This is a genomic window from Pseudomonas sp. URIL14HWK12:I5 (assembly GCF_900176445.1).
GTDB classification, from domain to species: Bacteria; Pseudomonadota; Gammaproteobacteria; order Pseudomonadales; family Pseudomonadaceae; genus Aquipseudomonas; species Aquipseudomonas monteilii.
Genome location: NZ_FWXQ01000002.1, coordinates 484,656 through 507,074 on the forward strand (window position 1 = coordinate 484,656; position 22,419 = coordinate 507,074).

Sequence of the window (22,419 nt, forward strand, 5' to 3'; positions counted from 1 at the left end):
GGAGTCCTTGGGTTCAGTGACGGTGTTCGCGGGTAACCCCAGCGTCGTAGTGGCTGACCACCTGTTGCCAACCCGCAGCGATCAAGGCCGCCTGGCCGAGATCGTCCGGGATGACGGCAGCGCTGTCGCGGCGCAACCAGACATCGGCCTGGCCGGTGCTGTCCGCTGTCAGGATCAGCAGCAGGCTGCCGGCGACTTCAGGGGCCTGACTTCGGCCCAGGTAGGCACCGGATTTCAGCCACGACCACTGATGACTGCCACGGCTCTGGCTGCCGGCATCCACCACGAATGGCGGCAGGCCTTCTTCGGCCAGTGCCTGCACGCTCGGCACGGTAGCGTTTTCTTCACGCAGCGCCTGGATCTCGTCGAGGGCCACCCGCAGGTCGGTGTACAGGCCTTGCTCGGCAGCGGTAAGGTCGCGGCGGGCGTCAATCTGGTGGCTGGCGATGGCCTGTTCGTCTTCGCGCTCGCCCCGCAACAGCACCACACTGGCGGCGAGCACCACGATCAGCAGGCTGGCCAGCAGCACGTACAGGGTTTCGTGCCCGGCGCCGGCCGGGCGTATCACTTGAGCGCGGCTCATGGCTGGACGATATCGGCGTGGTCGACTTCCACCACGTGTCCGGGGCCGGCATCGAACAGCACGTAGAATTCGCCTTCCGGGCGCTTGAAGGTGAGCGTGGAGTCGTCGCCCAGCTTGCCGCCGACCAGTACTTGCTCGTCATAGCCGATCACGTCCAGGGTCACCCCGGCGGCACCGCTGCCGTCCGAGAAGCCACCGGTGCATTTGACCTGGCCGCTGGCCAGTTCTTCGCATTCGCACATCGGGTTGTGTGCCAGGGCAGGGCCAGCGGCCAGTACCAGCAAGGGCAGGGAGAGGATGCGCATCAGGTGTTTCATTTCTTGCCTCCTTGTTTCTCGAGCCAGGCCACGGTGGCAGGCGATGCCTTGGCCAGGGGGACGGATGCCTGGTGCATGCTGCCGTCCCAACCTTCCAGAGTGATCCAGATTTGCGCGTCGGGTTTGGTACGCGGCGGGATGGGCAGGTTGGTGCCCATGCGGTAGGGGGCGCCAAAGAAGATGGTGCCGGCAGCGCGCAGGCTGCGGGGTTTGCCGATGCGCAGGTAAACGGCCTTGACGTCTTTCATGCAGGCTTTGCACAGGGACGCGCTGAAGGACTTGAAGTGGCCGGCGGGGCCGTCTTCGCGTGGTGCTTCGTCACGCAATTCAGCCAAGTCCAGCGTGTAAGGGCCGGCCTGGATGCCACTGACCACGTTCGCCCCCAGGCCGGCGTCGCCACGAAACAGCTTGGCGTCGCTGAAATACTTGGGCATGAAGCCCAGCGGGACGAGGATCAGCAGGATGTTCAGATGAAAGCGCCACTTCAGCCACCACTGCTTCAGCGGGCTGGCGGGCACGGCCTGGGCGTGGCTCATGGTTGGGTCTCCAGTGTGGTCTGGCTGCGTGCGGCACGGGGAGCACGGTCGCTGCGCTTGAGGGCGGCTGCGGTGGCCTGGGCGGTACGCTTGGTCCAGATCAGCAAGCCGCTGAGCACCATCAAGGTGAGTACCAGGCCGAAGAAGAACCAGATCAGCTTGATGGGCAAACCGCCAAAGTCACCGGTGTGCAAGGGGCGCATGGACTCGGTGACGAATTCCAGCGTGGAGCGGTCGCTGAGCAGGAACTGGCTGTCGACGTTGCTTGTGTAAGGATTGACCGCTGCACTCTGGAACATCAGCGGATACCAGCCGCGCCCGCCCATGGAGACGTGGCTGTAGGCGGTCGCCGGCAACGAAATGAAGGTAATGTCCAGGCCTGGAATCGCCAGGCCGGCGATACGTGCCGCCTCATCGAGGTCAATGCGCGGGGCAGGCGTGCCATCCGGCATTTGCGGCACATCTTCACGGGCGATCACCGGCACGATAGGCCGGCTGGAAATGGTGATGTGGTTGTCCGAAAGCAGCGCCTGGATCAGGAACCAGGTGCCGGTGATGGAAATGACCGCGATGAACCAGATCGACCACACCCCCGCCAGGCGATGCAGGTCGCCCCAGAAAATACGTGAGCCGTGCCCGGTGCGCACCGGTTTGAAGAAGCCTTTCCAGAACTTCTTGTACACCACCAGCCCGGTGACCAGAGAGGCCAGCATGGGCAGGCCGAGAAGCGAAACCAGGTACCAGCCCCAGCTGAAACCATTGGTGAACGGCACCAGCCACCAGCCATGCAATGCACGGGTAAAGGCTTCGAAGTTGAAGTCAGGGGACTTGCCCTGGATGACGCCGGTGTAGGGATTGACGTACAGCGTCGGGCTGGTCCCGTCGGGGTATGTGACATCGGCCAGCAGGGCAAAGTGCGAGCCGTCAGGCTGCCTGAGCGACTCCACGAACATGTCTGGCTCGGCTTTGCGCATGGCGTCCAGTACCTGCTGGAAGCTCAGGCGCTCGGCATCACCGTCGGGCTTGCTCGCGCGTACGTCCGGGTTGGCCAGCCAGACGATTTCCTGGCTGACCACGGCGAGCATGCCGGTGAAGCACACGATCAGCACAAAGAACCAGATTGGCAAGGCGAGCCAGCTATGCACCAGGAACCACAGCCTGGATTTGGATTTTTTCGGTGATTTGGCCATCAGACGGTCTTCTGCAATGGGTGGTCGAGCGTGTGCCCAACCAAAGAGGGCTGTACTGATAAGGACGAATGAGAATCGAAAACCTGCCGTTTTAAATGCAAGCAAATGTTTCAGGCAGCACAAGGCCGACCTGCGCGAGAAGCGACAGGCCGGCCTTGAGGGTGCTTAGCACAGGGGTCAGGCGCGGGTCAGGGCCGCAGCGGGTTGTGCTTTGCCGTGCAATTGCGCCAGGTCCTGATACAGGGCGCGGCCAATTTCTGCGGCACGGGCCGGCAGTACCGAGAGCAGGGTGTCACTCAGGCCGTGGCTGTTTTCGCAGAAGCCCTGCAAGTACACCGAGGCCTGCAGGTCGGGGCTGGCCAGCACGCGGTAGTTGCGGTCGACGCTGAAGTCGTCCAGGTAACCGGCCAATGGCGCCAGCAGGTCACGGTGCGAGCGGCGCTCGTAGCCGGTGGCGAGGATCACGGCGTCGTAGCGGTGGGTTTGCTGCTGGCCAGTAGCGAGGTCGCGCAGGGTCAGCTCCAGGCCTTCGCGAGTGGCCACCACGGCTTCCACCTGGCGCCGGCACAGCACGTTGTGGCGGTGCTGGTGGGCGACTTTCTGCCGGTAGAGGATGCCGTAGATGCGTTCGATCAGGTTGAGGTCGACCACTGAATAGTTGGTGTTGTGGTACTCGCCCAGCAACTTGCTGCGCTGGTCGGCGGGTTCGTTGTAGACCAGGTCGGTGTAGTCCGGCGAGAAAATCTCGTTGACGAACGGGCTATCGTCGGCCGGTTTGAGGGCCGAACCGCGCAGGACCATGTCGACCTTGACAGTCGGGTAGCTGTCGTTCAGGTCGATAAACGCCTCGGCGGCGCTCTGGCCCGAGCCGATCACAGCGATGCGCATCGGTTTGCCGTCGGCGCACGGCAGCTTGTTCAGGCTGCTCAGGTATTGGGAGTGGTGGAACACCCGTGGGTCATCCTTGAAGGCGCCGAACTTTTCCGGAATTTTCGGCGTGCCGCCGCTGGCGACCACCACCGAGCGGGTGCGGCGGCTGTATTCGCGGCCCTGTGCGTCGCGTGCGATTACGCGCAGGTGGTTTACCCGGCCATCCTGCAGTTCCGGTTCGATACGCAGCACTTCCTGGCCATACACGGCCTGGGTGGCGAAGTGTTCGGCGGCCCAGCGCAGGTAGTCGTTGTACTCCAGGCGGCAGGGGTAGAAGGTGCCGAGGTTGATGAAGTCGGCCAGGCGCTGCTTCTGGTGCAGGTAGTTGACGAAACTGTAGGGGCTGGTGGGGTTGCGCAGCGACACCAGGTCTTTCAGGAACGAGATCTGCAGCTCACTCTGGGTGGCCAGGGTTTCGCCGTGCCAGCGGTAGTCCTGTTGCTTGTCGATGAACTGCGCATCGAGGGCATGGCCCTGGGACTCGGCGAGTTCTTCCAGGGCGATGGCCAGGGCCAGGTTGGAAGGGCCGAAGCCCACGCCGATCAGGTCCTTGATAGTTTCCGGGTTTGCAGACTGGCTCATGGCTGCGGTTCCATAATGGTCGAATGTGGACGCCGCCGGGAGGGGCCGGCGCTTGCGTTTGTACATTGGGTGGAACGAGCCACATGATGGGGAATTTACTGGCGGGCGGCCGACCCACTGCTACACGGGCTAAAGACCTGCGCGCTGCGGCCGATAGGCAGAACCATGCAAGGACCCATTTTGCAACGCAGGGAGACAGACATGACAGGATTTGCAGCAGTCAGCATCAGCACCACGGCCCAGGCGTTGAGCACGACTCAGGCTGCCGACATCCAGGACGCGCAAAAGGCTGAAGAGGGTGGAACAGTCGCTCAGACCGACGCCTCCAGGGCGAACGGTGGCGGCCAGGCCCAAGGCGCCCAGGGCAGCAGTGAAAGCTCGGAGCCTGCGCACATCAAGCAATTGCGCGAGATGATCAAGAAGCTGCAAAAGCAATTGGCCGACGAACAGAAACAACTGGCCCAGCTGATGGCGCAGAAGATGGAAGAAACCGCCAAGATGGCCGCTGTGAGTGCCAAGCAGGCGAGCATCGCGACCATCAATGGTGAGATCCTGCAGGCAACCGCACAGTTGCTCGAAGCGCTGCAGACGTCAGGTGGCAGCAGTGCAGGGGGGATGGTCAATACGCAGGCCTGATGCGACTGGGGCCCGCAAAGGCCCCAGCGAGACCGTTAGAGTTTACTCGGAAACCAGGCGCCCCTTGTTCTGCCGGTCCGCCTTGTACTGCATGGCCACTGCAGGTGCCGGTTTGGCGGCACCGGTTTCCAGCCACTGACGCATGCGGCTGGCATCGGCGAAGTGGGTGTACTTGCCGAACGCATCCAGGATGACCATGGCCACCGGGCGGTTGTCCATGCGGGTCAGCAGCACCAGGCAGTGCCCGGCTTCGTTGGTGAAGCCGGTCTTGGTCAGCTTGATGTCCCAGTTGCTCTTGTTCACCAGGTGGTCGGTGTTACGGAAGCCCAGTGTGTAGTTGGGCTTGCGGAAGGCCACGGTTTTTTCGCGGGTGGTCGACAGCTCGCTCAGCATCGGGTACTTGCGCGAGGCCATCAGCAGCTTGGCCAGGTCACGGGCGGTGGACACGTTCTGCGTCGACAGGCCGGTCGGCTCGACATACCGGGTATGTGCCATGCCGAGGCTGCGGGCCTTGGCATTCATCGCCTTGATGAACGCCGGATAGCCACCTGGGTAGGCGTTGGCCAAGGAGTTGGCGGCACGGTTTTCCGATGACATCAGGGTAATCAGCAGGGTTTCGCGGCGGTCAAGCTGGCTGCCCAGGCGCACGCGCGAATACACGCCTTTCATTTCCGGGTTGTTGGCAATGGTCATGGTGAGCATCTCATCCATGGGCAGTCTGGCATCCAGCACCACCATCGCGGTCATCAGTTTAGTCACCGAGGCAATCGGCACCACGCGGTCGGCATGGCTGGCGTACAGCTCCTGGTTGGTGTTCAGGTCGATCAGCAAGGCGCTGCCTGAAGCCAGGTGCAGCTTGGACGGGTCGCGTTGAACCTGGGCCGGGGGTTGTGCAGCAGCGGTCGACGGAAGGGTCGCGGTTCCTGTGAGCAACAGCAGCAGGCTGAGGATAGACAGGGATGTTTTCACGTTGAGGCTCACTAAAAGTTGGTATGTCGTTGGCTGTGCAAGGGTTTTCCCCCTAAACCGCTGCATTGTGGAGTATGGCCCAAACGCTGTCGAATGCCTTATGACTAAAGGGCGCAAGGTGAACGATATTTAATGCTGTACCAATTCTGTACCAATTACGTTCGTTTCCAGCTTCGCCAGTTCTGCCCAGTCGTTGGCTGAATTCAACCACTTCGCGTAGGTCGTGAGCAGCACCTGGACGGAGTGCCCCAGCTGGCCAGCGATGAAAGCAGGGTTCATGCCCGACATAAGGCACATCGTGGCATAGGTATGCCTGCAGTTGTACTGCGGTCGGGCAGGAATTTTCAGGGCCTTGATCGCCTCATTGAAGTGGTGCGCAGGCGTTTCAGGCCTCATCATGTGGAGTGACTTCCCCGCAGGCTGAAAGATGAATGGCGATTCGGTAGACACCCGACGCGTTTGCTTGGACCGGTAATGCGCCACCTCTTGCGCTCTGGCCAGGGCGCCAAGGGCTCGGCTGTTAAGCATCACGGTTCGGGTGTACTTGGTCTTGGTGCGATCAACTACCTGATTCTCGACCACGATCCGACAGACGTGGGCCGTCTTTTTCTCAAAGTCGATCTCATCCCAGCGCAGCGCCATGATTTCCCCGGTACGCATGCCGGTAAACAGCGCGAACTCGTAGAAAGCCGCGAACACCTGGTTGCTTCGGGAGAAGTTCGCGTACATCCACTGGATAAGCGCGTCAGCCTCTTCAACAGTGAAGGGGTCAATCTGCTTTCTGTTTTTCTGCGGCAACTGGATTGATGCCGCCGGGTTCCTGTCCACTACTTCGTCATAGACCGCCGCGCGAAACATCGCCTTAACCCGGGCAATCGCGGCGCGCTTGACTGTCGAACTCTTCCACTTGGTCTTTGCGACCACCTCCCTCAGCACCATCGGCGTGACCGCTTTGATCGGCAGTGTCGCCAGATGTGGCATCCAGTAGTTGTTCATCAAGCCCTTGTAGTTGACCCGGGTGTCGTGCACCACTTCTAGGCTGTTCAACCAGCTTTGCGCATACTCGCCAAACATGAGCTCATTAGTTGGAGCGTTGTAGCTCGAAGTCGGGAACAGTTCGGCGTACCGCTTTTCGTCCAGAACCCCGTGTTTGGCCAGGCTAATTACTTGAGCGCGTAGATCGGCTGCCGCTTTGATCCCCTTGGCGGTCTGGGGGTATGCGAGAGTTTCGGTCCGACGTTCACCGTTGCAAGTAAAACGGATCCGGATTGATTTGCCGATGAATTCGACTCCAGTGGGTAACCCCAGCTTCCTTCCAGCCACGCTTCGTATCTCCTGATGCTGTAAAAAATCCGGCCGTCGATTTTCTTCCAGACCCCCTCGGGGATCACGCCGCGGCTTCGCTTGCCTTCCAGGGCCCGCTTGGTCGTACCGACCAGCTCGGCCATTTTTTCCTCAGGGACCTTGTCGGACACATAGGTCACCGGCTGGCGCTCTTCGTCTTGCATGATGGTCTCCACGCCGCCGGTGGCGGCAGGTTGGTGGTCAGGTGGGGGTCTTTTCGAGCACCGTGTCGGCGACTTTGAGTGCGGCCTTGGCGTTGTTGACATAGGCTGGATCGAAGCCCCCGGCGTAGTGGATAACGCGCTGGCAGGTGTCCAGTTCTTTGCGCGCCAGGCGCAGCGCCTGGGTCAGTTCTTCCTGCAGCGCACCCTCGGCGCGTCCGATATCCCAGAACTCTTTGCCCCAATGGCCTTCCGGCGGTGGATTACTGTTCTGCCTGCCGAAGGCCATGGCGCCGATGATGGCGTCACAGAGCAGCCGCTTGTAGGTGTTCTCGCCATCAAGTCCCAGGCCGCCGCGCCGCCGCAGGGTGCTCACGACCTCGTCAACGTTCAGGCCGCTGTCCTTGAGCACGATGTCGAGCTCGGGCTTGTCCTGGGTGTAGATGACCAAAGCCAGCTTGGCGCCTGGTCAGAGGTCAGCCGCGATACGCTCCAGGCAGTCGTTCGCGGTTTGGTGAAATCGTTCTGTTGCGGACATAGGGAATCCTCGCCTGCGCCTGTCGGCGGGCTCATGTGGTTTAATCGGGGTTCAAGAGGAGGAACGATATGGCCAAGGAAACTAGAAAGCCGTGGGGCTATGCAGCAGTCACCCTGATACCAACTGGTATCGGGTTCGCTTTCAGTGGGCTGATGACAGAGCAGCCTGCATTCATCTACAGCGGCCTTGGCATGGCCATACCGGGTGTATTGCTGGCCGTGACGCATTTCTGTTCGGCGCGCCGGCGGGCTTGAGTGGTGGTTGGGTGTGACCATCTCGGCGGGGTCACCGATATGGTTCCGCCTGGCTGGCGGGTTTGAGTAGTAGTGGGCGGGGTTAGGCTGCTGGGCGCTTCATGAAGGTGATCCAGTGCGTCTTTTCGCGTTTACCGGACTTGTGGCCAAACAGGGGTTTCTCATCAGTCAGGGCCAGCAGCTCGCTGACCAGCACCTGGGTTTCGTTCCATTTAAAGATCAGGATCCCCTCGGGTTCCAGCACGCGGAAGCACTCGGCAAAGCCTTGGCGGATGTCCTTTCGCCAGTCGCTGGTGAGCAGCCCGTACTTAGCCCGCATCCAGCTATCCACGCCGGCTCGGGTCAGGTGCGGTGGGTCGAACACGACCAGGCGGAAGGTGGAGGCCTCGAAGGGCAGGCTCCGAAAGTCCATAAGCACATCGGGCTCAACCTTCAGCACCCGGCCATCGCAGAGCAGGTGTTCCTCGTCGCGGATGTCACCGAACAGGGCGCGCTGGTCCTCCTTGTCGAACCACATCATGCGGCTGGCGCTGCAGGGGTCGAGAACCTTTGCTGCTGCGCTCATCGCGGCCCCCTGTAGATCAGGTAGGCCATGTACATCAGGGGTAGGGTCATAGAAGGTGTCCTCCGGCATCCAGCAGGGCGTCTCGATCTTGCCGAAGCTGATCGCGCTCTCTGATCAGGGCCTTGATTGCGGTTGAAATGTTGCGGTGCCCCAGCTCGATGGTGATGGCAACGCATACAATGCGTTAGGAATCACCTCAGCCCGGCTTTTGGCCGAGCCAAACCCGCCTGGAACGGCACCACGCCGGACGGGCTATCACTCAGGGAAATGAGAACAATGAAGACCGCTATCAAGGCCGGTATCGCAGGAGCGGTGCTGGTAGTAGTGGGCGCAGCCCACGCTGAGCTGCATGGGGAAGAAGCAGAGATTGCAGCACGGGATGCAGCGGTGCGTCAGTACGCGGCGAAGCTGGAGGCCGATTTGCAGCAGTGCTTGAGGAAGCCGGAGACCAAAACCACCCAGGATTCAGGTCTTTGCGCATATGCAATGCGGGAGGCGGCTAAGGATGCGGTGAAAGAGAAGTACCAGAAGGCCCTGGCCACCGCAAAGGAGTACGCCGATGAAGGCCGGCTCCCTAAAAATCTACCGGCCATGATGCCCCAGGCGCAGGCAGCGTGGGAGCAGTTCGTAGAGGCAGATTGCGGTGTGGTAGGTGCTCTCATCACTGGGACCGCGAGCGCTACCTATCAGACAGTGTGCGAGTACAAGCACCAGATACAACGTCTCCACGACCTAGACCAATGGTGATTTTGATGGTGATTGATAGGCGCAGGTCGTCTTAGTCAGGCCGGTCGCCCGATTTCGCCGCCTCGATGATTCCGCCAACGGTCTTCATGGCATCAGTTCCTTCGGCACCTGGACGGTATCGCCGAGCTTCAACGCAACCACCACCCCGCAGGCCGCTATGGTTTCAGTGGCCCCGCCCATGAGCACGTCGTTATCATCGATCGTCTTCCAGGCTGCCCAGCAATCCGAACCGTGCTGAGGGGCGTGGAGGCTGATGTTGTGCTTGCGTATCAGGGCGCCGGCCAGCGACCAGTTCTCGTGCGGGTCAAACCGCACATCGCGGATGGTGACCTCGCCGGTGTAGCGGACGAACACCCTCCACGGGTTGCCATAGATGGGCGGGGCGAGGAGCACGTCCAGGCCTTCCGCTTTGCCGACGGCCCATGCCAGCTGCTCGCCGACCAGGTCGGCCGTCTTCACTTCGATCAGGTCGGTCATGACTGCACCTGCTGCGCGGCGAGTCGCTTCCTTCGTTGTTCCTGGCCCTGTCGCTCGCGCGCCGCATAGACCCGCAGGCACTTCTTGCAGGTCACCTCTTTCGGGCGGTCAGAGCCGTCCATGTCTTCGCCGGCCTGGTTGCATGCGATCTGGCAATCGTGATCGTCGAAGCAGCCAAAGTGCGAGACTAAGTGAATTACCTTGCTCACAGCTGATACCTCTCATCAATCCAGCGCCCAGGCGCCAGAGCGGGTGTAGGTTCGGGTTGGGTTTCGTGCGGGGAGAGCTGGCGCTCGTTGCCGGCCTGCAGCTGGCTGTCGGGGATGCAGCTGCTGCCGCCGGCATAGCCACGCTTGAACGCGTAGCAGGTGACGCCGCGCTGGTTATCACGAACGACCTCGATGTCGTCGCTGAGTTGTTCTGCGCTGGCGCCGGTGGCCAGCAGCAGGAGGCAGAGGGCGAGGCGGGTCATTTGCTCACCTCGCCGCTGTAGCGCTCGAAGCCTTCGCCGTACTCATGGCAATAGGTTGCCGGCCAGCACCCACGGGTGCCCTCGGGAACCATGTTGTACATGCAGTCGTAGGTCCCGCGACCTGGAGTCGTCTTGATCCAGACGTGGACTGGGCCGCCAAGCGCCCAGCCTGGATACCGCTTGATGGCGGCGGCCATGAACTGATCGAGGTCGTGATGCCCCTTACTCATGACGATGTAGGTGTCTTCACCAACGCTCTGCACGTCGAGCGGATGCTGTTTTGCAGGCATGCAGGTTCCTTGGCCGCCATATTGCGGCAGTGAATAGAGGGAAGAGGGGTTGCCGATTGTCCGATTCAGCTCTCAGATCGGCTCGGCGGATTTGCGTAAAACTGGGTGTTCGCTATGGTGGCAATACAACACCTAACTACAACTAAAGTCGTAGGAGAGCTTCATGAGAATACGCGGTGATGTTTTCTGGGCCTGGGCTGACCCGACGCTTCACCACCGCACTCATGACGAGACACTCGACGATGGGACATACATCGATGTCCAGGTGCGACTGTCGCGGACAGGCACTACACAGATGTTCATTGGTGTGTATGCGTCGTCCGGCATGGCGATACACGAAGAGGCTTTCGATTCGCGTCCCGGTGAGTCGATGACCAGGGCTTTGGCCTGGGGTGTGGGCCGGGCCCGTAGAGTCGCCACCGATACCATCCCTCAGTTCGACCAGTTCGCCTGCTCAAAATAGAGGGGAGAGGGGTTACAGCGATAGGGGCACGGATGTACTCCCGCTGGGAAAGGCGCTGCGTTGTTTGGTCAGAAGCGCATTCGGTTTCGTGCTAAAGAAGTCGGATGATATCTTTGTGCCATTCATGTCGATGGAGTTGCAAGGATGTCTGATCCCAAAACAATGGCTGTAGGTCAGTCAATGCTTGTCTCATCCGATTTCTATTTCGAAGACCGGGAAGGGCGAGCGATTCGTCCAATTTTTCAACTGGATGCTGCGACTGGTGAGCGCTCCTATCGAGCCTATCCAGATGGAGGAAACGAGAAGGCGTTCGATCTCAAGATTTATAGCCATGAGGATCTAGTCGACCAGGTATTGCTAGGAATACCAATCCGCTGCCTGCTTCCCGACGGTAAGAGTAGTAATCGTTCATCTACGTCGAAGGACATTGTGCGGTATGTGATCAACGGTGAGGTTCCGCGCAGATTTTGGTGGGTGAATCACAAGCAAACCTACAAAGATGAGCACGCCGGCGGGTACATCTGGTCTCCAAAAACGAAGAAAAATAATACATACAATCTTGGTTACGACAGTCTTACACGTGTGAGGGCTGGGGATATTGTCATTTCTTTTGCCTGGCAGGAGATTAAAGCGATTGGTGTTGCATCTGGTGAGCACCGGGAAGAACCGATTCCAGCTAGCCATTCTCAAGCTGGCGAGTACTGGGACGATCTCGGCTGGATGGTACCAATCGAGTGGTTACCTTTAGATCACCCACTTGTGCTTAAACCACATATTAGCTCTTTGATTGAATTGCTCCCGAGGAAGTATTCACCTGTACAAGAAAATGGAGATGCGAATCAGGGTTCGTATCTGGCGAGTGTATCCCCAATGCTTGCTCGAAAGATTTTGAGTCTACTATCCGTCACCAATCCTGAGGTCGAAGCCACGCAACGGTTATCGAACTCATTACTGGGCACTCATGGTCCCCTCGAAGGACGGTTGCCAGCAAATCAGTTGCGTAAGGTGACCTCGGAGCATATCTGGCAAGCCGTACAGGTACTACTTGAGGGAGGGACCGCTGAAAATTTCGGGCCTTCAACCGATTACGACCTTCTAGTGGACGAGGGAGTTCGCCTCGCCCCTAAACAGGTATTTGGACTCGCGGCAACCGCCGCTCTGGGATTCACCGTTAGACCAGTACACTTCACCGCGGGCGTTGGGACTGTTTGCTTCGACCTCTTAGAGGAAGCTGGTTATAGAGTGGTGTCGAAAGGGGTCGAAGTTAAGCCAGTGGATCTACTTCCCGATAGCGAAGACCAGGTGTGGGCAGAGGGCTATCGTGGCCTGGTGCATCACCTTCGAAGAGAGCGGGCCACTGGTCTTTCCAATGCCAAAAAAGCTGAGTTTCGTCGTAAGCACGGAAAGTTGTTTTGCGAGAGTTGCCACGTCGATCCTGTTGAGATTTATGGAGAGTTTGGCGAGGCGTGCATTGAGGTTCATCACCACGCAGTTCATGTTGCTGAAATGGGGGATAACCACAAAACAACTCTCGAAGACCTTCGCTGTCTTTGTGCGAACTGCCATCGAATAGAGCACCGTCGATTGAGGACTCTGTCATGAAACGGCTCAATAGCACCATTGTCAGGTAGCACTATTCTGTACCGGTACCCGCGAGGTCAGCCTCTGCCAACTCGCAGAAGAATGAGCAAGAGGGAATCGTCTCGTTACGCCGTACGGGGCCATCGCCAAGATCGCGAAGGGAATAGCGAACGTTGGTGTTGCGGTTGCGGAAGAGGTAGGAGCCTTCGCCCAAGTCGTCCTGAATGGCGCACAAGGCCTCGAATTGCTCCGGGAAGTCCTGACGGATGGCTCGGAAGTAGCCTTCCCCTCCCTTAACGCAGCCGATGCAATTGGCGTTGTCGTAGCCCATCCGGTACATCAGCGGCAGTTCGATGCCTGCTCGCAGCAGGATGGCTTTGCAGTCATCCTTGCCCAGGCCTCGGTCGATCAGCGGTGCGATCACCGGGCGGTCAGGGTTTCGCTCCCTGAGGTCTTCCAGGCGATCGGCCTCCTCGGCGGTATAACCGAACACCATCACGTCGCCAGGCTGTTTCCATGTGTCGAGCAAGCGCCGCTTGAGGATCTTGGTGCACGGCGCTCCGGTACGGCCTTTCATATAGCGCTCGCGCCGGAACACCTCAAGGGCGTCGGCGCCGTACTTCTCGTCACGCAGGACGGTGATTTGCTGGCCGAACCAGGCTTCGCAGTCCTGGGCGAACCGTCGGTTGTCTACTTCCTCGTTGGCAATGAATGCGTTGATGATCTGCACGTCATGCGTGCTGCCGTACTCGGCCAAGGCCAGCTTGGTGGCCACCGCCGAAGCGGCGCCGCAACTGAACTGGCAGACGATTCGATTGAGCATGGCGGCTCCTGGCCATTACTATGTTGGCCTGAAAAAGTAGGGAAGAGGTAGGGATGAGCTTAAGGACAAAGTTGGCCGTAATATTTTCGGTCATTTATATATGTGGATTCGCATTGATTTGCGTGTATCGATTCGATGATCTGATAGATTTAGGACTTAATGAACTAGGTGATTATCTTGCTGGAGCCTTCGGGCCGTTGGCTTTAGCTTGGCTAGTGTTTGGATATTTCCAGCAAGGCGATGAGTTGAGGCAGGGTACAGAAGCTCTTAGGCTTCAGGCGATTGAATTAAATAATGCTGTGGCTGAACAAGCGAAGATGGCTTCGGCGAATGAAGTTGCTCTCCGAAATCATGAGAATTCTCTTGAGCCCCTTTTTAAGGTGGTGGCATCTGGTAGCGGCTGGGATGATGATGGGGAATTCTACTTTGCCTTTAGCTTGCATAATTTTGGAGAGTATTGCGAGGACGTTAAAGTCGTCGCTGAGCTTGGGGGCAGAGAACATCCAAGTAAAAGAATAGGTACGATGTTTTCGGGTGACTGTGAGACTCTCCGGAGAAGTGGGATGAACGAATGGGAGGACTTTGTCTTATCAGTTGAGTACAGAAGCCGGATCGGCCGCCTTGGAAGACAATCTTTCTCTGTTGTAAGTTACCAAGATGAGGACGAGCCTCACCCAATATACTATGCTGAAAAGCATCCCTTCCTCAGTTCGTGAGCTATTAATGCTAGCTCCTTGTTTCTCCCATGGTCCTTGCGTGCAGGCGCCGCCCTCGCCGGGGAGGCGTTATCGTTGAATAGGGGAAGGCGCTGGCGGGCAGCGCCGAGTGATATGCTTTGCCGCTTACCAGCCAAGGAGAGTGGTGATGCATTTGCGCGAAAGGCTTCGAGCGTTCCAGCTGTGGTTTAACCCCAAGCGCAGACGGTGGGCTGGCGTTGCGCTGATCGCGCTTGGCGTGGCCGGGATGTTTCTGAACCCTGAAAGCCGTTGGACCTTGGTGTTAGGAACTGGGATCTACTGGTTCTTCACAGCCTTGCCACCCGTCCTCGGCGGAAAGTGTTAAGGCGCTGGCGGGCAGCGCCGGAGGCTCAGGCTCGATTCAGGAATTCCTGACACCTGCAGTTGAGGTCCTGGCAATGGCTTTGACCAACCCAGTCAGGCAGCTGGTCGCCTTCATATCGGACCTGCGTGGAGTGGATGAATCCGCTTCGATGCACATCCCTGATGAATCTCTGGCGGTCAGCCTCGTTATCCGACCGCTCAGGCTGATCCCAGCGGCTCATGACGATGCGTCCGCACGTTGTCTTTCCGTGGTCCATGCGGCCCATGGGCGTCTGGTTATCGATCATGGCTTTCTCCATGCATGCGCCGCCCTCCGTGGCCGGATGCGGCATGGTGATCTGAGAAGTGCGCAGTAATGCGTCACGCATTTGTGTTTGGAGGCGTCGGTGCGGTACTACTTGTAAGCAGGCATAGGGCCTGATCAAGGAGTTGCTATGGGATTTGAAGCTAGGCCGCTCAGCGAGTTGAAAGAACTGATCGCCTCAGGCGTTTCGATTGAGATGTCGGTTACTGGAAGAACCTTAAGCGATCTGTGCCAACTGGCAACGCATGCGAGCATGGGGTCGGGCAGATTGATACTTAAAGGCGCATCAACGCTTAGCACAAGTGAGCTTCTATCGATTGGCGCTTATGCCAGTGGCCGAGTGTTATTCAAGGACTAGCAGGACAACGGATTTCGTCACCTGGGTATCTTCGAAGTTCGGCCTTGCTTGCTTCTTCGAACTGACGCGCTAGTTTTGGCGATATGTAAAAAGCTGGCGCGTCAGGCCGCTCAAGGCGACGCGCCCGCTCTTCAGGATCCTGCGCAATCCACGACAAGGCCAGGTCCTGCCACAGCTCTTGGATCTGCTTGTATCCGCAACGCTTGATCTCGGCAGCCATTGCCTTTTTGATGCCCTCCGGCATGTTGAAGAACACCTTCTCGATGCCCAGCCTCTCGGCTTCTTCCTTCTGGCGATCCCGGTAGTCCGAAGAGTGCTTCGCGGCTCCGGTCTTCTGCTTGGCCATGGCCGATACCTCCCAAGCCGCTGGGCGGCAAATTGATGTGCTGCTGGCGCCGGCCGTGCCGGACGCGTGCGGTGATGCGTTTCATGCTGCTTTCTGCTGATTCCAGGCGCCGACGGCAGCAAAGATCTTGGCGGCCTCTGCTTCGTCGAGCGTTGTGTCGGTGGGTATGGCGATCCAGCCGGCCGCGACCAAGTGGTTAGGGTTGGCCGTGGCCCGCAGGTCGGTGTAGGTAGTCTCGATTACGTCGGTCAGGTGGTCGGCCCGGTAGTTGCCTTGTGGCGCGACCTCAATCGACTTGTGGTACCGCTCGCCGAGCTCTGTTCGGCACAGCACGCTCAAGTAGATGGTCCATCGGTGCGGGATGTCGCACACGGCATCGACCACCTGGCGCACGCAGATCTGCTTGAGGTTTTTCCAGTTGATCAACACCTGCTGGCCGCTGGGGTCGATGTTCACGACGGCCGCGTGGTTGGCGGAGACCAAAGCCCGGCAGGTCCGCTCCAGTCGGGAGCGCATGTTGTGCGGCTTGCGCTTGCTCATTGCCGCGTGCCTGTCTTGTTAGCCGCCCCGGCTTCCATTGCATCCACGAATCGCAGCGCGGCTCGATAGCTGAAGGCGAAGCCCTGAACGGCGCCCGTGGCGATTTCTACCACATCCCAGGTGTTACCCTTGCCCGAGGCCTGGTAGCGCGGCGTTCCTGCGCTGACTTTTGCCATGGCTTCCGCCCTTACCAACTTGCTGTGCTCGAGCAGGGCTTTGAGCCCTTCCACCTTCTCTTGGAAGGCCGGGTGCATTGCTGTCTGCATGGGTTGATCCTCGGTAGGGTCAGGCGTGGAGCTCGAAGGCCTCGGCCTTGCGAACGATTCGAACTTGGGCGGTGCGGCGTTCCGGCGCACGGCGGTCGCGGCGCATTGGGTCGCTGTCGTCGATCACCGCATGCATGGCGATGAGGCCGGCGAGGGCGATGCAGAGCGGGCTGATGATCTGTTGGCGCATGGCCTTGGTGACCGCCTCGATGCGGCGGCCGGCCTCAAGCTTGAACAGCGCGGCCTCGATGCGGTTGGCCACGGTGCCGGGGCTGACTGCCATCTCGCGGGCGATTTCTTTGGTGGTGAGCCCTTGGGCCACCCACAGCAATGCTTCGAGCTCACGCGGAGCCAGCGCCTTGCCGAGCTGGCCAATCCATGAGCCGCAAGTGATCGTGTCCATGAGCTGTTATCTCGGTTTGGCGCCGTCCAAGGCTTCGCGCAGTTGCAGGACAAGCGCAGTGGGAATGGTGAGGGAGCGGCTGTCCTCATCGATCGAGTCCAGCGATGCAATTAAATTGCGTGATGCGGTGTGCACTGCTTCAAGCCTGGGCTTCGGTATCGAAGGGCCTTTCATCGAACCGGCAGTCACTCGCTTCTTGCCGCTTGCCTGTGCTTTCTCCAGTTCGGCTCCCAGCACCTTGCCAGCACCGTCTCCGTGTTCCCGGACGACTTGTGCAGCTGTCGTAGCTGAAACGTGGCCGGCAGCTACCAGGTTCTGCACATCAGTGTTTGCGTTACCGACAGTGAGCACCTGCTCGACGTGTTGCCGTGTCTTGCCGACTTTGGTGGCTATCTGCTCCACCGACCAGCCGAAAGCCCGGAGGCGCTTGTAGCCTTCAGCCAGCTCCAAGGGGGAGAGCTTTTCGTTTTCCTGACTGGTGATGATGCGTGCCACTCGATCGGCATCGCTGCCTTCGAAAGCGATCACTGGCACCCAGGCTTCCAGTACGTGTGGCCTATCTTTGTTGGGCGTCCGTGGCAGACGGCCCTCGGCATCGAGCTTCAACAGCGCCCGGCGCCTGCGGTGGCCATCAACCAGCCAAACACCACCTTCGGCCCGTGGGCGAACTTCCAGCGGAGGGATTTGACCGCCCGCTGCGATGAACTCTGCGAGAGCGTTGATGCTCGCTTCGAGTGCATCGCCTTCGGTGCGGAGGTTGAAACCTGGCTCTTCGTGCAGATCCTCCAGTTGAACCTTCATGGCATCGGCGCGCCGCACCTCGCCATCCTTGATCATTTGCTTGAACGACTTCGCCATTTGAGTTCACTTCCGTTGGGCTGCATTGGTCGTGACGCTCGCTGCCGTGTACCTCCCGGACCAGGGGAGGGCGAACGCCACGACCGATGCAGCCTGGTGATGGGGAACCAGGTGAACCGGGCAGTTTCCGTCAGGCTGACGTAGCGCAGGGTGACTGGCTCAGGACTTTCTTCTGCTGCTCGATCAATCTGTCGATTAGCTGCTGTCCACCGCCAACAGAAAGGCTCCAGGCGCCGTAATACAGCCCTTCAGCGATGCTCCCGTCGAACTCAGTCGAGCTGTCTTCGCCCCAGATCTTGTACTTGATGCGGTTTGTTGGCCGCTTCGCCATCGTCTTGCCCTCCAGGGCGGTTGATTTCCCGTCTGGCCCTGTCGCCAAGGCCAGCCAGTGAAATCTGTTTTCCGCACCATGCGTATTGCCGCGGCTATCCCCACCTGGCCGGGTCACACATTTCGTGTTCGGTGTTCTTCCCGGCTGGCTGCATGGTTTGGCGTCCTCCCATTGGGGAGTCCGGCAGCTGTCCAGAGGCTGCGTGGTCGACGACTTAGCTTGTCCCGACCCAGGTGATTGCCTGGGTGCGTCGAGGTGGTCACGTCTGGTTGTGTAAAGAGCGGTGGCCGGTGAGGGCTTCGGCAGCCCTAGTAAGTGACTGCTTGAAAAGAAAGATAAGCCAATGCCTAACCCATGTAAATAGGTAATGCCTAATTTATTCTTGAATGCCTTATCCGTCATCCGTGCTTGCATCATTCGATGACTCAGGTAATCTCCGCCTAATACTGGATGTATGTACAGCTGATGAGGAAGGTATGGCCAAGCAGAAGAATTCGAGCCCGCAAGCGCGCCAAGAGATGACGGCCTTGGAACGCCTGGGCCTGCGAGTCTCATCGATGATCAATCACCCGATTGCGCAGTCGCAGCGTTGGGTGACGATCCATCGCCTAGACACGGATGGAGACATGGAGTGGGAGGAGGTGATGGGGCTGCTGGCCGAAACGCCTGAGCTGGACCTGACATTCAACGACGACGAGAGCGTGACGGTAAGGTGGGAGCCGCTGAGCGCAGCTGATCGTGACGACCTGGTGGTGGACAGGGCCTGGGAGGAGGAAAAGCTTGAGGAGGAGGCGCCTTTCTGACAGCCATCAAAAAGCCCGCTCAAGGCGGGCTCATCGTGCGATGAAGGCATTAGCGGGTGAGCATGATCTTGGTAGTCTTACCGTTTGTTACGGTAATCCGATCCGTGATTTGCCCGCCCTGGTTGGTAAGGCCCCATTGGGTAGGGGCTTGCCAGCGGACATCCGAGGTCAAGAAATACCGCCCAGGAGGAACGTCGTTGAACTGGAAGGCGCCACTGCCGTCGGCTTGAGTGATTTTTACATAGTTCGACTGCTGCGGATCAGCTGGCTGGATTGGAGCACGAACCTCGTAGATCGTGCGATACCAGTGCTCCGAGTAAGACGTGACAGGGTTAAGGTATACCTGCGAACCAGCTCCATATTTGACATCGCCGCCAACTGTTTTCATGAAGACTTGCCCTTCAACCGTGCCGGTCCCGGTGGCGGGTAAAGCCTTGTACTCCTCGACCGGAAATGATGGCCGAGGCTGCGGGGCAGGCTGTGAAACGCATCCGCCTATCACCAGTGACGTTAAGAGCAGAGCGGAAATTTTTTGAGCGGACGAAAGCATAGATAACTCCCTGTGATTTGGGCGTCATCCTACCACTATGGCCATCCGCCATCACGCGTCCAAAGAAAAGCCCGCACTGCAATGCGGGCTAACGTAGGGAAGCGGATGAGCCCTCACTGTGCAGGGTAGGGCGTGAAAAAAGCGTGAAGGCATGAAAAAGCCCGCCGAGGCGGGCTTGGTGCAACGAGGCGCTCAAGAAACTCTGTCTAGAATTTTGTCCTTAATGGCCTGAACATCAGTCACAACCGGGACAATGTCGTTGGCAGCAGTCATGAGGCGCGATGCATCTTGCTTTGGCAGTTCAGTAAAATCGCTGCACACGATCATTGAGTCAAATTTCAGACCCATATGCTTAAGGTGAAGCAGTGTTATCGTGGTAAGCCGAGCTTTATCCTTCCCGTTTACCCCGAAAAGGTACAATGGACGACCTTGAGTTCTGATCTGGTAGTCAACCAGATAATCCTCCCCGCCACTGATGGCAGGGGCGTAGGACTCGTCGACCATCTCGCTGGGAACGATCGAGTAAAGAATTTCGCGCAGGTCGTGGTAAAAGGTTGACTCAACCCGACTACGTGACCATAGGGCAATATCCTCCACTCTGCTGAGTCCTTGCCCGAGCTGAAATAGGCCTCTGACCAACCTGTCAGCTGGGACCTCCAAGAAAATTTCACCATCATCTTCTTGCAAGCCATTCTCGGAGAGTATCGTCTCAAAGAGTTTAGCTCGAGGACCGGTGAGAAGCTTTCCTAGGTCATTCTCGTAGCTGAGGCGCATCATGGTGTTAGCGGCGTCAGAGATGCGCCACCCAGCGGAGGTCCTGGTCAAGTAGCTCGTAAATGAGTCGCCATCCCTCGCGGTGAGAGGCAGAGATACCGTCAGCAAATCGCCGCGCGCAGACACCGCCACATCCTCGCAGAATGCGTGGCACAGGGTCTCCTTGATGGCGGCAATGTCGTTCATAAGTCAAAGCTCAGTTGCGAATATACTTCCACCCCAAAATCTTGGCTTGGGAGGTCGAGCCCAGAGATGTTGCAGTCACTCAGCATACATTTTATCGCTCCCGCCAAATCATGGTACCGATCGGTGGTTTCTGCGAATTTCTCGGCCTTGTCACCCATTTCCATGTACCGCTCTGTCGCGCGATGGATATGGCACTTATGCTTTATGAGCTCTCCATCCTCAAGCGGGTTCCGATGGACGTGGTTGCTCCCATTGTAGCGGACCAGCGTGACCTTCTCCCCGTTGCGAGGGTGATAGATCAAGCCGCACGAGTAGGCATCTGGGTCAATTTGGTTCTGGCGGGTGTACATCTCAAAAGACTTGTCACTATCAGAGGCGTAAACTTGATAGTTGATTCGCTCTGATTTCTTTTGGACCTTGGCCTTAGCGCCAGGATTCTTGATGACCTTTGGGATTGCGAGCAATTCCGCGATCAGGGTGTCACTTATCACCATGCAGGGTCCCTCCCCAGGGAAAATCCATCAACTCGACGAGTCTTCGCTCGCTGATCGTAACCCACCGGGTTACAGCTCCTTCGACCTCTCTATCAGTCGATCCTCCTCAGCCTGTATTGCCAGGTAGACCCCGATCACTGCCTGGGCTTCATGCTCGTTTCCGGCCCGGATAGACCTATGAACCTCATCAGATCACCCCGTACCAGTGGCTCAGCACCATCAGCTCAAGGACCACTACGAACACGCATAGGAAGATAAAGCCGGGACTGAAGACCCGCTTTCGATTGGAGCCTCCGCCCAGGCAAGAAAGGTCAGCGCCGTCGGTTGCAACGACGAGGAGCCCTAGAAGGGCGAAAATCCACGCTTTACCCCAGAAACCACGCTCTCGCCACTGACTCATCCCATTCCGTCCGCACTTTCAATCCGTTGTCTTGCTTCGCCTCTAGCTCCAGTAATCTGAGTGCTGCCCTGGCAAAATACCTGGCTAGACCAGGTGGGCATTCCACACCAGCAGCACCCTGGCCTGGATGTAGGTCATGTCACGCCGAATCAGCCGATCCTTGTGCCGAGGGTTGTCCGAAATCATCTCGTAGTGGTCCTCATCAGCCACCTGCAGGCGCTTGATGTAGAGCAGGTCATCCCAGACGAATAGGTACACCCCATCGCCCACGAAGTCGCGGACGTTGATGTTCACTATCAGCGGGTCGCGGTGCTTGATGGTTGGCTCCATTGACTGGCCCCAGCCGGTGACCACCTTCAGGTGGTAATGCTGTTCGAATTCGACGCCGATTTCCCGCAGATGACTGGGACTGACGCGAATGTCCTTGAGCATTTCCGGGTAGTCGTGCGGGAGCTGACCGCCGCCCATTGCCGCGCGAATGTCGTAGTGGGCGATCCGAACCTCGTCGCCTACCAGTCCTGGTCGCGAGAAGTCGACGGTAACCACATTCCCTTCATCGCTTGCCTCAGCCGCAGCCATGAGCTGCGCACGGGCAGTCTCTGAAAGCCTCTTTCCCTGCTTGGCGAGCATGTTGCGGACGATATCGGCAGCAGAGGTGGAAACAGACTCATCTGGTGAAGGCTCGGAATCCGCGTCCGACAGGCTTTCGAAGGTAAACCCTGGGCGTAGACCCCAGTGCTCAGGGCCGACCACATCAGCGAAGTATGCGATGACATCCATCAGCTTGGATTTGTCGATTCGGCCGTTTTTCACCCAGCCCTGTACCGACGGAGGCTTCACCTGGAAGTCGTCTGCGATTTTCTTCTTCGATACGCCCTTGGCGATACGCGCGGCCTCAATGGCTGCGCCTAATTCTGGTCCGGTAAGCATTGCCTAATTAGGCCTATGCAGTTGTCGGTTAGGCAATGGCTTGTGCAAAATAAGGTAATGCCTTATCTTCACGAGTAAATCTCCTGGAGAGAAGTCATGAAATCAGCTGAAGCAGCCAAAGAAGCATCCCGCTTGCTGGGCAGTCAGGCGGAAATGGCGCGCAGGCTGAGCGTTTCGGCGCCGACTGTAAACCAATGGTGTTCAGGGGAGCGCTCAGTCCCAGCTAAGCGCGCCCTACAAATTGAAGCTCTAACTAATGGGGCAGTACGCCGCCACGATCTCTGCCCTTCGTTCCCGTGGAACCAAGTCAGTTGCAACTTGAACCAGCCGCAGTCCGCTGCTTAGGCATCAGCATCT

The 22,419-nt window shown here is 58.6% G+C and carries 33 protein-coding genes and 1 pseudogene; 8 read left to right on the forward strand and 26 right to left on the reverse strand.

The features are described from left to right. Positions 1 to 13 precede the first annotated feature (13 nt). The 5 genes from B9A31_RS06750 to B9A31_RS06770 all read right to left on the reverse strand — a co-directional run bounded on the left by B9A31_RS06750 (position 14) and on the right by B9A31_RS06770 (position 4,138). Positions 14 to 583: a DUF6162 family protein gene (locus tag B9A31_RS06750; RefSeq protein WP_019099838.1), complete on the reverse strand. Its 570-nt coding sequence runs from the start codon at positions 581 to 583 to the stop codon at positions 14 to 16. Continuing rightward, positions 580 to 900, reverse strand: a complete 321-nt coding sequence (locus B9A31_RS06755; RefSeq protein WP_025752682.1) for a hypothetical protein — start codon at positions 898 to 900, stop codon at positions 580 to 582. Before B9A31_RS06755 ends, B9A31_RS06750 begins: the two co-directional genes overlap by 4 nt. Continuing rightward, positions 897 to 1,436, reverse strand: a complete 540-nt coding sequence (locus tag B9A31_RS06760; protein WP_016711148.1) for a hypothetical protein — start codon at positions 1,434 to 1,436, stop codon at positions 897 to 899. Before B9A31_RS06760 ends, B9A31_RS06755 begins: the two co-directional genes overlap by 4 nt. Further along, positions 1,433 to 2,626, reverse strand: coding sequence for a PepSY-associated TM helix domain-containing protein (locus B9A31_RS06765; protein WP_019099840.1), 1,194 nt, complete (start codon positions 2,624 to 2,626; stop codon positions 1,433 to 1,435). Before B9A31_RS06765 ends, B9A31_RS06760 begins: the two co-directional genes overlap by 4 nt. Before the next feature lie 177 nt (positions 2,627 to 2,803). Next, positions 2,804 to 4,138 carry a lysine N(6)-hydroxylase/L-ornithine N(5)-oxygenase family protein gene (locus tag B9A31_RS06770; RefSeq protein WP_019099841.1) on the reverse strand — a complete coding sequence of 445 codons (1,335 nt, stop codon included), beginning with the start codon at positions 4,136 to 4,138 and terminating at the stop codon, positions 2,804 to 2,806. A gap of 201 nt (positions 4,139 to 4,339) precedes the next feature. Here B9A31_RS06770 and B9A31_RS06775 point away from each other — a divergent pair, with 201 nt between their 5' ends. Beyond that, positions 4,340 to 4,774 carry a hypothetical protein gene (locus B9A31_RS06775; protein ID WP_027614981.1) on the forward strand — a complete coding sequence of 145 codons (435 nt, stop codon included), beginning with the start codon at positions 4,340 to 4,342 and terminating at the stop codon, positions 4,772 to 4,774. Positions 4,775 to 4,816: 42 nt separating this feature from the next. Here the strand turns inward: B9A31_RS06775 and pbpG are convergent, their stop codons facing one another. The 4 genes and pseudogenes from pbpG to B9A31_RS06790 all read right to left on the reverse strand — a co-directional run bounded on the left by pbpG (position 4,817) and on the right by B9A31_RS06790 (position 7,663). Next, entirely contained in the window at positions 4,817 to 5,743 is a 927-nt protein-coding gene (pbpG, locus tag B9A31_RS06780) for a D-alanyl-D-alanine endopeptidase (RefSeq protein ID WP_019097780.1), read from the reverse strand. Positions 5,744 to 5,872: 129 nt separating this feature from the next. Beyond that, positions 5,873 to 6,817, reverse strand: a complete 945-nt coding sequence (locus B9A31_RS06785; RefSeq protein WP_332880014.1) for a tyrosine-type recombinase/integrase — start codon at positions 6,815 to 6,817, stop codon at positions 5,873 to 5,875. A gap of 84 nt (positions 6,818 to 6,901) precedes the next feature. Beyond that, positions 6,902 to 7,066 (reverse strand): annotated as a pseudogene (locus B9A31_RS27690) (Arm DNA-binding domain-containing protein); the annotation flags it as partial. Positions 7,067 to 7,288: 222 nt separating this feature from the next. After that, positions 7,289 to 7,663, reverse strand: a complete 375-nt coding sequence (locus B9A31_RS06790) for a hypothetical protein (RefSeq protein WP_371851086.1) — start codon at positions 7,661 to 7,663, stop codon at positions 7,289 to 7,291. A 191-nt stretch (positions 7,664 to 7,854) separates the two neighbouring features. On the opposite strand from B9A31_RS06790, the gene B9A31_RS06795 reads away from it, so the two are divergent. Beyond that, positions 7,855 to 8,040, forward strand: coding sequence for a hypothetical protein (locus B9A31_RS06795; protein ID WP_084296759.1), 186 nt, complete (start codon positions 7,855 to 7,857; stop codon positions 8,038 to 8,040). Positions 8,041 to 8,122: 82 nt separating this feature from the next. Here the strand turns inward: B9A31_RS06795 and B9A31_RS06800 are convergent, their stop codons facing one another. Next, positions 8,123 to 8,605 (reverse strand): class I SAM-dependent methyltransferase, encoded by a 483-nt coding sequence (locus tag B9A31_RS06800; RefSeq protein ID WP_084296760.1) that lies wholly within the window; start codon positions 8,603 to 8,605, stop codon positions 8,123 to 8,125. Positions 8,606 to 8,881: 276 nt separating this feature from the next. On the opposite strand from B9A31_RS06800, the gene B9A31_RS06805 reads away from it, so the two are divergent. Then, on the forward strand, positions 8,882 to 9,352 hold the full coding sequence (locus tag B9A31_RS06805; protein ID WP_159453276.1) for a lysozyme inhibitor LprI family protein: 471 nt from the start codon (positions 8,882 to 8,884) through the stop codon (positions 9,350 to 9,352). A gap of 84 nt (positions 9,353 to 9,436) precedes the next feature. Here B9A31_RS06805 and B9A31_RS06810 read toward each other — a convergent pair whose 3' ends face one another. Genes B9A31_RS06810 through B9A31_RS06825 form a run of 4 tightly spaced genes read right to left on the reverse strand, consistent with a single transcriptional unit; the run spans position 9,437 to position 10,591 of the window. Continuing rightward, a complete protein-coding gene (locus B9A31_RS06810) occupies positions 9,437 to 9,829 on the reverse strand; it encodes a phage protein NinX family protein (protein ID WP_084296762.1) in 393 nt (130 codons plus the stop codon). Further along, entirely contained in the window at positions 9,826 to 10,038 is a 213-nt protein-coding gene (locus B9A31_RS06815; RefSeq protein WP_084296763.1) for a hypothetical protein, read from the reverse strand. The genes B9A31_RS06810 and B9A31_RS06815 overlap by 4 nt, the downstream gene beginning before the upstream one ends. Beyond that, the gene (locus B9A31_RS06820) at positions 10,035 to 10,301 is read right to left on the reverse strand and encodes a hypothetical protein (protein WP_084296764.1); all 267 of its coding nucleotides are present in this window, start codon (positions 10,299 to 10,301) and stop codon (positions 10,035 to 10,037) included. The genes B9A31_RS06815 and B9A31_RS06820 overlap by 4 nt, the downstream gene beginning before the upstream one ends. Beyond that, positions 10,298 to 10,591, reverse strand: a complete 294-nt coding sequence (locus B9A31_RS06825) for a hypothetical protein (RefSeq protein WP_049274154.1) — start codon at positions 10,589 to 10,591, stop codon at positions 10,298 to 10,300. The genes B9A31_RS06820 and B9A31_RS06825 overlap by 4 nt, the downstream gene beginning before the upstream one ends. Before the next feature lie 163 nt (positions 10,592 to 10,754). Between B9A31_RS06825 and B9A31_RS27410 the strand changes: the two genes are divergently transcribed. Both B9A31_RS27410 and B9A31_RS26945 read left to right on the forward strand, forming a co-directional pair. Beyond that, positions 10,755 to 11,054: a hypothetical protein gene (locus tag B9A31_RS27410; RefSeq protein WP_084296765.1), complete on the forward strand. Its 300-nt coding sequence runs from the start codon at positions 10,755 to 10,757 to the stop codon at positions 11,052 to 11,054. A gap of 144 nt (positions 11,055 to 11,198) precedes the next feature. Continuing rightward, positions 11,199 to 12,656, forward strand: a complete 1,458-nt coding sequence (locus tag B9A31_RS26945) for an HNH endonuclease (RefSeq protein ID WP_143512010.1) — start codon at positions 11,199 to 11,201, stop codon at positions 12,654 to 12,656. 31 nt (positions 12,657 to 12,687) lie between these two features. On the opposite strand, the gene B9A31_RS06840 is transcribed toward B9A31_RS26945, so the two are convergent. After that, a complete protein-coding gene (locus B9A31_RS06840; protein ID WP_084296767.1) occupies positions 12,688 to 13,458 on the reverse strand; it encodes a hypothetical protein in 771 nt (256 codons plus the stop codon). A 53-nt stretch (positions 13,459 to 13,511) separates the two neighbouring features. Here B9A31_RS06840 and B9A31_RS06845 point away from each other — a divergent pair, with 53 nt between their 5' ends. Beyond that, a complete protein-coding gene (locus tag B9A31_RS06845; protein WP_084296768.1) occupies positions 13,512 to 14,174 on the forward strand; it encodes a hypothetical protein in 663 nt (220 codons plus the stop codon). A 371-nt stretch (positions 14,175 to 14,545) separates the two neighbouring features. Here the strand turns inward: B9A31_RS06845 and B9A31_RS06855 are convergent, their stop codons facing one another. The 7 genes from B9A31_RS06855 to B9A31_RS26950 form a co-directional block, all read right to left on the reverse strand. Then, positions 14,546 to 14,806, reverse strand: a complete 261-nt coding sequence (locus tag B9A31_RS06855) for a hypothetical protein (protein WP_084296770.1) — start codon at positions 14,804 to 14,806, stop codon at positions 14,546 to 14,548. Positions 14,807 to 15,170: 364 nt separating this feature from the next. Beyond that, positions 15,171 to 15,527, reverse strand: a complete 357-nt coding sequence (locus B9A31_RS06865) for a hypothetical protein (protein WP_084296772.1) — start codon at positions 15,525 to 15,527, stop codon at positions 15,171 to 15,173. Between the two features lie 81 nt (positions 15,528 to 15,608). After that, on the reverse strand, positions 15,609 to 16,067 hold the full coding sequence (locus tag B9A31_RS06870) for a hypothetical protein (RefSeq protein ID WP_016712891.1): 459 nt from the start codon (positions 16,065 to 16,067) through the stop codon (positions 15,609 to 15,611). Beyond that, positions 16,064 to 16,333, reverse strand: coding sequence for a hypothetical protein (locus B9A31_RS06875; RefSeq protein ID WP_084296773.1), 270 nt, complete (start codon positions 16,331 to 16,333; stop codon positions 16,064 to 16,066). The genes B9A31_RS06870 and B9A31_RS06875 overlap by 4 nt, the downstream gene beginning before the upstream one ends. Before the next feature lie 19 nt (positions 16,334 to 16,352). Next, a complete protein-coding gene (locus B9A31_RS06880; RefSeq protein WP_084296774.1) occupies positions 16,353 to 16,736 on the reverse strand; it encodes a response regulator transcription factor in 384 nt (127 codons plus the stop codon). A 6-nt stretch (positions 16,737 to 16,742) separates the two neighbouring features. After that, a complete protein-coding gene (locus B9A31_RS06885; RefSeq protein WP_084296775.1) occupies positions 16,743 to 17,594 on the reverse strand; it encodes a ParB/RepB/Spo0J family partition protein in 852 nt (283 codons plus the stop codon). A gap of 130 nt (positions 17,595 to 17,724) precedes the next feature. Further along, the gene (locus B9A31_RS26950; RefSeq protein ID WP_143512012.1) at positions 17,725 to 18,342 is read right to left on the reverse strand and encodes a hypothetical protein; all 618 of its coding nucleotides are present in this window, start codon (positions 18,340 to 18,342) and stop codon (positions 17,725 to 17,727) included. Between the two features lie 59 nt (positions 18,343 to 18,401). On the opposite strand from B9A31_RS26950, the gene B9A31_RS06895 reads away from it, so the two are divergent. Continuing rightward, positions 18,402 to 18,728 (forward strand): DUF1654 domain-containing protein, encoded by a 327-nt coding sequence (locus B9A31_RS06895; RefSeq protein ID WP_084296777.1) that lies wholly within the window; start codon positions 18,402 to 18,404, stop codon positions 18,726 to 18,728. A 49-nt stretch (positions 18,729 to 18,777) separates the two neighbouring features. Here the strand turns inward: B9A31_RS06895 and B9A31_RS06900 are convergent, their stop codons facing one another. From B9A31_RS06900 to B9A31_RS06920, 4 genes are all read right to left on the reverse strand, one after another. Continuing rightward, positions 18,778 to 19,278 carry a peptidase associated/transthyretin-like domain-containing protein gene (locus tag B9A31_RS06900; RefSeq protein ID WP_084296778.1) on the reverse strand — a complete coding sequence of 167 codons (501 nt, stop codon included), beginning with the start codon at positions 19,276 to 19,278 and terminating at the stop codon, positions 18,778 to 18,780. A 192-nt stretch (positions 19,279 to 19,470) separates the two neighbouring features. Continuing rightward, a complete protein-coding gene (locus B9A31_RS06905) occupies positions 19,471 to 20,238 on the reverse strand; it encodes a DUF1828 domain-containing protein (protein ID WP_084296779.1) in 768 nt (255 codons plus the stop codon). Continuing rightward, complete coding sequence (locus B9A31_RS06910) at positions 20,235 to 20,732, reverse strand: DUF6978 family protein (protein WP_084296780.1); 498 nt, start codon at positions 20,730 to 20,732, stop codon at positions 20,235 to 20,237. Before B9A31_RS06910 ends, B9A31_RS06905 begins: the two co-directional genes overlap by 4 nt. A 484-nt stretch (positions 20,733 to 21,216) precedes the next feature. Beyond that, the gene (locus tag B9A31_RS06920) at positions 21,217 to 22,062 is read right to left on the reverse strand and encodes a S24 family peptidase (protein ID WP_084296782.1); all 846 of its coding nucleotides are present in this window, start codon (positions 22,060 to 22,062) and stop codon (positions 21,217 to 21,219) included. A gap of 96 nt (positions 22,063 to 22,158) precedes the next feature. Between B9A31_RS06920 and B9A31_RS06925 the strand changes: the two genes are divergently transcribed. After that, positions 22,159 to 22,407: a transcriptional regulator gene (locus B9A31_RS06925; protein ID WP_084296783.1), complete on the forward strand. Its 249-nt coding sequence runs from the start codon at positions 22,159 to 22,161 to the stop codon at positions 22,405 to 22,407. Positions 22,408 to 22,419: the final 12 nt, after the last annotated feature.